This window comes from Nocardioides sp. Soil805 (genome assembly GCF_001429625.1).
GTDB lineage: Bacteria > Actinomycetota > Actinomycetes > Propionibacteriales > Nocardioidaceae > Nocardioides.
The window spans coordinates 1-9,243 of the sequence record NZ_LMSU01000009.1 but is presented as its reverse complement, the minus strand read 5'-3'; the positions used below and the strand labels follow the sequence as shown (position 1 = coordinate 9,243).

General features: G+C 68.1%; 8 protein-coding genes. 7 read left to right on the top strand and 1 reads right to left on the bottom strand.

The genetic code is table 11. The annotated features are described in order from the left end of the window. From ASG94_RS22505 to ASG94_RS21135, 4 genes are all read left to right on the top strand, one after another. Nucleotides 1-382: hypothetical protein (locus tag ASG94_RS22505; RefSeq protein WP_235537364.1), on the top strand; the 382-nt coding region annotated here is incomplete at its 5' end. A gap of 167 nt (nucleotides 383-549) precedes the next feature. Beyond that, nucleotides 550-3,882 (top strand): BTAD domain-containing putative transcriptional regulator, encoded by a 3,333-nt coding sequence (locus tag ASG94_RS21145; RefSeq protein ID WP_056928478.1) that lies wholly within the window; start codon nucleotides 550-552, stop codon nucleotides 3,880-3,882. A gap of 129 nt (nucleotides 3,883-4,011) precedes the next feature. Further along, complete coding sequence (locus tag ASG94_RS21140; RefSeq protein ID WP_056928477.1) at nucleotides 4,012-4,755, top strand: hypothetical protein; 744 nt, start codon at nucleotides 4,012-4,014, stop codon at nucleotides 4,753-4,755. Nucleotides 4,756-4,856: 101 nt separating this feature from the next. Continuing rightward, the gene (locus ASG94_RS21135) at nucleotides 4,857-5,282 is read left to right on the top strand and encodes a DUF4442 domain-containing protein (RefSeq protein ID WP_235537363.1); all 426 of its coding nucleotides are present in this window, start codon (nucleotides 4,857-4,859) and stop codon (nucleotides 5,280-5,282) included. 479 nt (nucleotides 5,283-5,761) lie between these two features. On the opposite strand, the gene ASG94_RS22080 is transcribed toward ASG94_RS21135, so the two are convergent. Then, complete coding sequence (locus ASG94_RS22080; RefSeq protein ID WP_162260852.1) at nucleotides 5,762-6,547, bottom strand: alpha/beta hydrolase family protein; 786 nt, start codon at nucleotides 6,545-6,547, stop codon at nucleotides 5,762-5,764. 178 nt (nucleotides 6,548-6,725) lie between these two features. Between ASG94_RS22080 and ASG94_RS21490 the strand changes: the two genes are divergently transcribed. From ASG94_RS21490 to ASG94_RS22270, 3 genes are all read left to right on the top strand, one after another. Further along, the gene (locus ASG94_RS21490) at nucleotides 6,726-7,262 is read left to right on the top strand and encodes an RDD family protein (protein WP_162260851.1); all 537 of its coding nucleotides are present in this window, start codon (nucleotides 6,726-6,728) and stop codon (nucleotides 7,260-7,262) included. A 261-nt stretch (nucleotides 7,263-7,523) separates the two neighbouring features. Then, entirely contained in the window at nucleotides 7,524-8,174 is a 651-nt protein-coding gene (locus ASG94_RS21120; protein WP_082624434.1) for a GNAT family N-acetyltransferase, read from the top strand. A gap of 75 nt (nucleotides 8,175-8,249) precedes the next feature. Then, nucleotides 8,250-8,630: an alpha/beta fold hydrolase gene (locus ASG94_RS22270; RefSeq protein WP_200958233.1), complete on the top strand. Its 381-nt coding sequence runs from the start codon at nucleotides 8,250-8,252 to the stop codon at nucleotides 8,628-8,630. Nucleotides 8,631-9,243 lie beyond the last annotated feature (613 nt).

Genomic DNA, 9,243 nt, shown 5'->3' with positions numbered 1-9,243 from the left:
GACCCGTGCGGGTGCGGGTGATTGCACGGTGCCCTCGAGCCTGATCCTTCCCGGCGGTTCGGAGCCGCACTGGTCTTCCGCGCCCCTCAGCGCACCCGAGACGCCTGCCCTGGAGAACACAGTCCTTCCCACCATCAAGGGCACGGGTGTTGTCGGTCGCACGCTCAAGGCATCGCCGGGCAGGTGGTCCGTGGCCGGGCTGTCGTACACCTACAGGTGGTTCCGCGACGGCAAGAAGATCCGCGGGAGGGCTGGCTCGAAGCGGACCCACACGGTGGTCCGCTCGGAGCGAGGGAAGCGGCTCACCGTGCGAGTCACGGCGCGCGGCAAGGGTCACGACAGCAGATCCGCCACCAGCGCCCCGGTTCGCATCAAGCGATAGGTACAGCACCAAGGCTCTTGGGAGCAGGACGAGACACCACCTCAGAGTTCCGTTACGATACGGGCTTCCCAGGGGGTAACAGATCAAGTGGGGGATCCGTCGTGACAAGTGCTCATATCGAGCTGGGTGTGCTGGGTCCGAGCGTCGCACGGGTCGACGACTCCGCTGTGACGTTGAGCGCCCATCGCCTGCGCAGCCTGCTCGCGGTGCTGGTGCTGTGGAGAGGACAGACGCTCCCGGCTGAGCGCATCATCGACGTGTTGTGGCAAGGCTCGCCCTCGCCCGGCGCAAGCAACACGCTGCAGGGGTACGTCGCGAGCCTGCGCCGCCTGCTGGAGCCGCACCGACAGGCACGTGCGGCATCGGCGGTGGTGATCCACGAGCCAGGGGGCTATCGCTTGGCGGTGCCGTCAGCCCACGTGGACGCGGACCGTTTCGAGTCGGTCGTCGGCACGGCCCACGCGTTCATCCAGGGACTTCCTGACCCGATGAGACCCTCGTTCGTCGGTGACAGCGCGCTCGCAGAACGGCTGCAAGCTGATCTGAGTGACTCAATGAGGCTCTGGCGAGGCGACGCCTACGGGGACCTGGGCGATTTCACGCCGGCGTCGACCGAGCGGCGCCGACTGGAGGCGCTGCGCGTGGACGGCCGCGCGGCGAGCATCGTGATCGACATGGCACTGGGTCGCTCGACAGGTGCTGCCGCAGCGCTTGAGGAACTTGTCAGTGCCCACCCGTTGCGCGAACAGCTCTGGGGTCTGTGGGCGGTGGCGCTCGTGCGCAACGATCGCCAGGCCCACGCGTTGGAGGTGCTACAGCAGCTGCGGACGACGCTGGCCGATGAGTTGGGGATCGACCCCAGTCCCCAGATCGTCAAGCTGCAGGAGGACATCCTGCGACAGGACCCGTCGCTCATCGGCACCATTCCCGACACCCGCACGACAGCCCACCCCTCGTCCAGAACCGGCGAAGTGAAGCACGTGAGCAGTCCTGCTCTGGTTCCCGGGCCCCGTCTGGCGCTTCCCTACGAGGTGCCCCTGGTCGGGCGGGACCGCGAGCTGGCGCTCCTCAAGCAGGGCATGCAGACGGCGGCCGAGGGCCACACCCGCTGCTTCATGCTCGTGGGAGAGGGGGGAGTAGGAAAGTCGCGACTCACTGCCGAGCTGGTGCGATGGGTCCGTCAGGAGGAGCTTGCGCGCATCGCCACCGTGCGCAGCTTCGACGGCGACGGCGCCCCGCCCCTCTGGTCGTTGGTCACGACGTTCACCGAGTTGTCGAGGGAGACCGGCATCGATCTCCCGGAGCTCGCTCGGGGAGGCGAGGCCATCGATGACGAAGCCGCGGAGGCGGGACGGTTCGCGTTGTACGAGGAGCTCGCCGGCTTCGTCCGGGATGTGACGTGCAAGAGCCCGCTCCTCCTCGTCGTCGAGGACGCTCACTGGTCCGATCCGACCACGTTGCGCGTGCTGCGCCATGTCGTCGACCGGGTGATGGAGCAGCCCCTGATGGTGGTGGTGACCTGTCGCACCGAAGGCGATACCGCTGCCGGGGCGGACCTGGCGAGCAGCATCATCCGGAGTGGCGGCACCTGGCTGCAGCTCGAGGGCCTCGAGGCCGAGCACGTCACAGAGCTGGCAGACCACCTCGCCCTGACGGCTCCCTCCGAGGAGGAGCTCACGAGCATCCATGAGCGCTCGGGCGGGAACCCCCTCTACGTCTCCGAGCTCCTGAAGGTCGCGGGGCTACGGGACGGCCAGCTTCCGGCTTCCTTGGCCGGTCTGGTGCACAGGCGGCTGCAGACGCTGACGGCGGAGACGGTGCTGGCACTCAACGTCGCGGCAGTAATCGGACGCGAATTCGCTCTCAACACGGTGTCTCGAGCCATGGGTGACTCGGGGGACCTCCTTCACGTCCTGGAGCCCGCTCGGCTCGGCGGGATCCTGCGCGAGCAGGCGGCGGGCACCTGGATGTTCACGCACGCACTCGTCCGCGACGCCGTCCTTGATGCCATGCGTCCGACCGAGCGCAGCAGCTGGCATGCGCGCATCGCCGCGTCGATGGATTCGGTGACGCACGATGCGCGAGCCCGCAGCGAGGTGGCTCGGCACTGGCGCGCAGCCGGAGCGCAGTATGCCTCCCAGGCGTGGAGGTCCACGGCGGCGGCCGCCACTCGCGCGCACGAAGTGTTCGCCTTCGTGGAGGAGGCCGAGCTCCTCGCAGAGGCGTTGATGTCCCAACGCATCGATGCCCTCAGCACCGATCTCGAGCGTTTCCTTCTCCTCGAACGGCGTGCCACGGCGTGTCGGCTCTCCTCCGACTGGGACGAAGCAGCGACCGCCGTCATCGAGGCCATCGCCGTCGCCGAGAGGATGCAGCGCCCCGACCTGGCAGCGCAGGCTGCGACCAGCCTCCCCGAGGGATCTGTCTGGCACGTCCAGCGCTACGGCACGGTGTCCGCCGACCTGGTGCACGCGCTGCAGCGTTGCCTGGCGCTCGCAGATCCGGAGGACGAGGCCCTGAGGTGTCGCCTGCTCCTGACCATCGCAGGTGAGAGCTTCTACATCTCCACTCCTGACGAGCTTGACGCGCTGGTGGACGAGGCGCTCACCATCGCCGAGAGCCTGCAGGACCCCGAGCTGCACTGTCTGGCGTTGCAACAGGCGTACTCTGCTCGTTGGCGGCCCGCGACCGTCCACTGGAGGGTGGAGGCTGCCGCGACGGGCGTATCGTTGGCTCGCGCGATCGGCAGCCTGCGCTTCGAGGCGACATGCGGGGCACTCCACGCGATCGCCCTGCTGGAGGCCGGCCGGCTCGATGAGTCACTGGCCGTGATGGGCAGGACGCTCGACCTGGCAGGTCGGCACGGATACACCACCGTGGTGGTGATCCTGGAGCTGTTGCGCGTGCCGCTGAAGCTGTTGGCCGGGCGCGATACGGAGGCCAGCGCCTCGCTGAGTCGAGTGCTGGACCTGCAGGAGCGCATCACGGGCTCCAACCTGCCCGCTGCCGTCGCGGGGTCGCAGATGCTGACCTTCATGTGGCAGGGACGGGCTGCAGAGTTCGTGGAGGCCGCCAAGCAGCTCCCGCCCAACCAGGAGGCGCCCATCGAGCTCATCGCGGTCATGGCCCTGCTCCGTCTGGGTCTGGAGGACGCCGCCCACGATCTCTACTCCTCCATGCCGACCGTTGAACCCGACCACACCTACATGGGGATGCTTGTCGCAGCCACCAGCGCGGAAGTCGCTCTGCAGGTCGGCGACCGAAAGCTGTCAGATCGTATGTACCGGTGGCTGCGGCCCTACAGCGGTGGCGTGGCCTCCGCCGGGTCGACGGGGGTGCTCGGCCCGGTCGACGCCTTCATCGCCCTCGCAGCCGCAGGATCGGGCAGGAGCGACGAGGCATGCCACCATGCCGATGCCGCCCTCGAGCAGTGTGGGAGCTGGGGCATGTCGCGGGGGGCGGACTGGCTCACGGACCTGCGGAGCCGCTACCGGTTCTGAGGTCCGGGGGCACGCATAGAGCGCGCCGCAGTGGCGCCGCAGTGCTCCTGAAGTCCGAGTGGCCATCCTTCAGGCGTCTGCCGCGGACCGTGGCAGGACCCGAACCACGTCACGAAGACGGAGCAGGACATGGCGGATCATCCATCGGCGCAGGACCACACGGAGGAAAAGCACCGGGGATCGGGCGAGGCGCGTGTGCGGCCCGACCTGACCCTCCTGCTCGCCGTGCACCACGGCCTGCGACGCGACCTGCGACATTTCCTGGACCACGTGGACGGCACCCCTGTCGCCGAGCGTGGCCGTTGGGAGGCACTGTGTGCCCGCTGGGATCTCTTCGCCGTCCTCGTCCAGCACTGCTTCCAGTGGGAGCGACTGCACTTGTGGCCCCTTCTCTCCGCTGCGGTCGAAGAGGGATCGCGACTACACGTCGAGGCGACGCTCGCGATCACGCGCAGACGAGCGGACAGCGTGGAGGCCATGATCGAGTCTTCCCGACCGGTCTTCGAGCGCCTTGCCCACACCCGCGACGAGGATGCACTCGCCACTCTCCGGGCCCGCGTCCGAGCGGCGTGCGGTGCACTCGAGGAGTCGCTGGACTGCGAGGAGGACGACGTCGTCCCCTTGATGCGGCGCCATGTCGCGTCGCGTGCATGGAAGGAGAGCCAGCACCGGTTGTTCGAGACGGCTCCGCGCGAGGTCCGCGGGCATGGTCTGCCCTGGCTCGTCCACGAGCTACCTCTCGAGACGGCGACGGTGGTCGCGGCCGGGTGGAACGACCGCGCGGACCAGGAGCTGTCCGCGAGCGCGGAGGCCTTTCGTGAGCTGGAGACCTGGGCGTTCGGTGGCGTCTCACCAACGCGGCCGGGGGTGTGAGGCGGGTGCCTCCACAGACCCTGCCTCAGGCCGGCTCCCGGTCCTCGGATCACGAGGTCCGCACGAATCCCGTGGTCTCCCTGTGGCGACGGATCAGCCGCGTGCCACTCGTCGGACCATGGCTCTTCTCGACGCTCTTCGCCATCAAGACCCCTTTCGCAGCCGCGATCAAGCCTCGCTTCGTCAGCGTGGAACCGCACCGCGTGGCACTCCGCGTCGCGAACAGGCGTCGAGTGCGCAACCACCTGGGCAACGTGCATGCGACAGCTCTGTGTACCGGGCTGGAGACGGCGGCCGGGACCCTCGCCGAGGCCACCGTGCCTCCGACCATGCGGTGGATTCCCCGACGTATGCAGGTGGAGTACACCTCGATGGCTCGCGGCCCCGTCACGTGTACCGCCGAGACGAGCCCCGACGCATGGATCGACTCCGACCCCGAGGTCCACGTCGCTGTGCGTGGCGTGCTCGACGACGGCACGATGGTCATCGCCGGAGTCGTCACCCTATGGGTGACGAGCAGGCCCTGACCCTGACCGGGTAGGACGCGCGACGTCGACGACAACCGTTTCGCGTCCAGCCCATGCCGTGGCTTCGCTCCTCCTGGACTGGGGCAACGACGCCATGTGGCGCTCCCAGGTCAAGAAGTTCACGGTGGTTTCTCCGGGGCGGGCGACGGTCGGTCATGGTCTGGTGGAGCACCTGACGTTCGCCGGCATGTCCTTCCGCGCACTCCAACGATCCTTGAGTCGGCTGAGCAGCTGTCTGCTACGTGCTCCGGAGGCAGCAGGTCCGCCCGCGTCAGCGGTTGGCGTCGTGTGACTGCGGAGGACGAGGCGACGTGTCGCGTGGACCTGCACCCGAGATCCAGCTGGTGGGCGCACTGGGAGAGCTCGCCCCCATGCTCGCACCTACCTACCGTCGAGCTGACGCCTCGGATGTGACCAGGCTGGTCACGGTCGTGGAGCGGGCCATCGCGCGAGCGGCGATCTGCCCCTTTGACGCGGAGTCACCTACGTGCCGCAACAGCCGGTGCGGTCTGCTGGCCGCCGATGAGGGCTGCGCGGAGGGCGGCCACGCGTTCCGTAATGGCCGTGTCGCCCAGCTGGTGGTCGTAGTCGTAGGTGACGGCGCGTGCCTTCGGTGCGGCATTCGCGTAGAGCGCAGGCACCTGGTCGCCGACATACTCGTCCTTGCCGGCCCACTGGAGGAACAGGCGAGGTCCGTAGGAGGCGGCGGCTTCGAGAGGTGACAGTCCCGCGAGCGTCCGGGCATAGGACTGTCGATCCGCTGGGTGAAGGGGCCAGTACGTGAGGAACCACGTCGCCCAGTCGGCGTCGGGCGTGGCAGCGACGAGCAGCTTCGCAGCCGCGTCTCTAAGCAGCAACGCGTACATGGCGCCGTAGTCGTGTCCGACGACGGCGACGTTGCCCGGGTCGATATCGGGCAGGCGGCGCAACGCCGCTAGTGCGTGCTCAACCTCGTGGAGCTGCTGGAGCACCCTTGCTGCGTCGGTGGAGCCTCCGGTTGGATCTGAGTGCCATGGGAAGGTCCCCTGTGGCAGGAGCGAGACGACGCCTTCTCGCGCCAGGCCTATGGCTTCGGGGAGGAACTGTCCGGAGTCGCCCCGGTTGTGTCCCAGCCAGTGCAGCCACAGAATTCCTGGCCGATGGTCCCGACGTCCGTGATCCGCGGGCCTGACCAGGATGGCGCGGGTCGCTGAACCGATCGTGACGTGGTCGACCCTGACCTCTGCGACGCGCTTCTCGATGTGGATGTCCCGTGCGGATGACATGAACCCTCCTGAGGTGCAGGCGACAAGGCCCACGATGGGCTGGGCCACTGCGACACCGCTGGACTGTCGAGGCCAGCCGGCGCGCAGTGGGACTGCAGGGACGGGACCGAGGCTCAAGCCAGGCGCTGCTCGACTCGTGGGTCGAGGGCGCGTCCATCTATCGGAGCAGGGAAATGACATGGACCAACACCACCAGCCTGACTCGCCCTTGGCCGTCGATCCCGATCGTGGTGCACGTGCAGGGATAGCTGCTTCCCTGCCTCGGCGTGCAGCCGCGCGGCTGGTGGATGGCCTGGTCCTGGCCGTCGCCGCCTCCGTCGTCACCATGTTGCTGGGCCTCGACCGAACCACCCCCCTGGGAGTGGATTCCTACGTGCGAACGGCACTCAGCGGCGTGCTCAACGCTGCCATCTACGTGGCGTACTTCGCCTACGGCGAAAGCGGTGGCCGCCAGACGCTGGGGAAGAGGTGCTTGGGCGTCAACGTGGTGGGTCCTGACGGTGGCGACATCAGCCTTGTCCAAGCGGTGACACGCAATGTCTGGTTGGCGTGCGGAGTCGCGGCCGTCGTGCCTGTTGTCGGACCATTGCTCGGTGGAGTCGCCGCTGTGGCAGCGGTCGTGACCATCTCAGTCGGTATCAACAGCGATGAGACGCACGGCCGCGGGTGGCACGACAAGCTGGCAGGCGGAGCCCGTGTCGTCCGCCTGACGTGACACCGTGCCTGCAGTTCGGCCACCCAGACCTGGCTCGCTCGGCCCATCCCCGCAAGGGCCTTGTCCCGCAGCCGGTGATCGTGCGTGATGTGCGATCGCTTGGCCGGAAGCAGTCGATCGCCAACCGCGGTGTTCGATGAGTGAGCAGGGGAGCGGACGGACCCGACCCTGACCGGGCGCCGACCGCAGCGCGCCCCCTCCCAGTCCCCCCGGGGAGGGGGCGCGTGCTTCTCCGGCGGTGAGGAGCTCGAGCCAGTCAGGATGAAGCTCGCCGCCACGCCCGCAGCGAGTGCCATCACAGCCAGAGATCAAGGGACCGAAGTGAAGGAGCAGATCGTGGACGAAGCAAGCACCGACGTGAGGTGGCCGATTCGGTCGAACAGGCTCACGATCCGCCCCGCGACACCGAAGGACGTAGAGGCGACCTGGAACTACCGCCGGCTACCCGAAGTGTTCGAATGGCTTCCCCGCAGCGCCCCCACCAGGGACGTCTACGCGTCGGCCTTCGTCGAGTCGCCTCGTCTGGAGCGCACGCTTGTCGTCGAGCACGAGGGAGTGGTGGTGGGTGACCTCTACTTGCATGTGCATGACGCGTGGGCTCAGGCCGAGGTCGCGAGCGCCGGCGTCGCAGCCGAGGCAGAGATCGGTTGGGTCCTCGACCCCCAGCACGGGGGCCGCGGCTTGGCCACCGAGGCCGTCGCTGCCCTGATCGAAGCCTGCTTCTTCCAGCTCACCGTGCGCCGCGTCCACGCCAGTTGTATTGCCGACAACGTCCCCTCCTGGCGGCTCATGGAGCGACTTGGCATGCGCCGCGAGGGCCACGGCCGCAACGAGGCACTGCACCGCGATCGAGGCTGGTTGGACGGATACCACTACGCAGTGCTCGCCACGGAGTGGCCGCGCGGTTCCTAGCGGCATCACCCTCCTGCCACTGCGACTGCCGCTGCCTTCCGAGAAAGACCTACCTCGCGCCGAAACGGAAACCAGATGGACATCGTCCTGATCGCAGGACTGTGGTTCGACCACTCGGCATGGGACCTCGTCGTCCCCGAGGTGGAGAGGCTGGGTCACCGACCGCGACCCGTGACCTTGCCGGGGCAGGGGGACGGTGCGCTCGTTGCGACGCTGGACGACCCGGTGGCGGCGGTGGCGGCCGCTGTGGACCGCTGCGACGCGCCCGTGCTGGTCGTAGGCCTTTCCGCGGCCTGCAGCTTGGCCTGGTGCGCCGCCGACGCGCGGCCCGATCAGGCGTCCAGGGTCGCCATGATCGGGGGATTCGGTCGACCCGAGGGCGAGCCCTACGCCGCCGCCTTCCCCGTGGTCGACGGTCTCGTCTCCTTCCCCCGGTGGTGGTCTCTTCGCGGGTGAGCACACCAACGACGTGTCCGTCGACCTCCAGAAACAGTGACCGTGACTGCAGTCCCGGTGCCCGGCGCGGTCGCCCAGGGCATCCTGCACGTCAGTGACGAGCGGCGATGCCACGTGCCCGTCACGCTCGTCTGCCCGGAGTTCACTCCGGACGAGGCCCATGAGTGGGTGCCGAGCGTCATGCCCCTGAGCTGTCGGCGGTCAAGCACCTCGACTACGTCAACCTCGCTTCGGGTCACTGGCCGATGTTCACCAGGCCGTGCGAACTGGCGAGAGTTCTGGCCGGTCTCACGTGCAGAAGGGCTGAGTCCAGCCCTTCCCAAGAGCAACCACAGTGCGGCAGGTGAGTCTGCTTCTGACTACTCACCGAGACGACGGAGCGCAACACATGACCTGCCAACTTCTCAATGCCGGACGGACGAGCCTTGCCCTGGCCGTCGTAGCCGCAGGACTGACCGCCGGCCCCGCCACAGCCGTGGACGCGGAACCGCAGTCATCGACTGTCTCAGAGCGAGGTACGTCTGCCGGGACGATTGTGTACATCTCGGGCTACAACGTGTGGATCGCGCGTGGTGATGGGACGGGTGCGCGGGCGTTGACCACGGATGGGAGC

Excerpts from the sequence above, each read along its gene's own strand:
- ASG94_RS21490 (WP_162260851.1), top strand. The coding sequence starts at position 6,726 with ATGGACCAACACCACCAGCCTGACTCGCCCTTGGCCGTCGATCCCGAT.
- ASG94_RS22270 (WP_200958233.1), top strand. The coding sequence starts at position 8,250 with ATGGACATCGTCCTGATCGCAGGACTGTGGTTCGACCACTCGGCATGG.
- ASG94_RS21120 (WP_082624434.1), top strand. The coding sequence starts at position 7,524 with ATGAAGCTCGCCGCCACGCCCGCAGCGAGTGCCATCACAGCCAGAGAT.
- ASG94_RS22080 (WP_162260852.1), bottom strand. The coding sequence starts at position 6,547 with ATGTCATCCGCACGGGACATCCACATCGAGAAGCGCGTCGCAGAGGTC.
- ASG94_RS21140 (WP_056928477.1), top strand. The coding sequence starts at position 4,012 with ATGGCGGATCATCCATCGGCGCAGGACCACACGGAGGAAAAGCACCGG.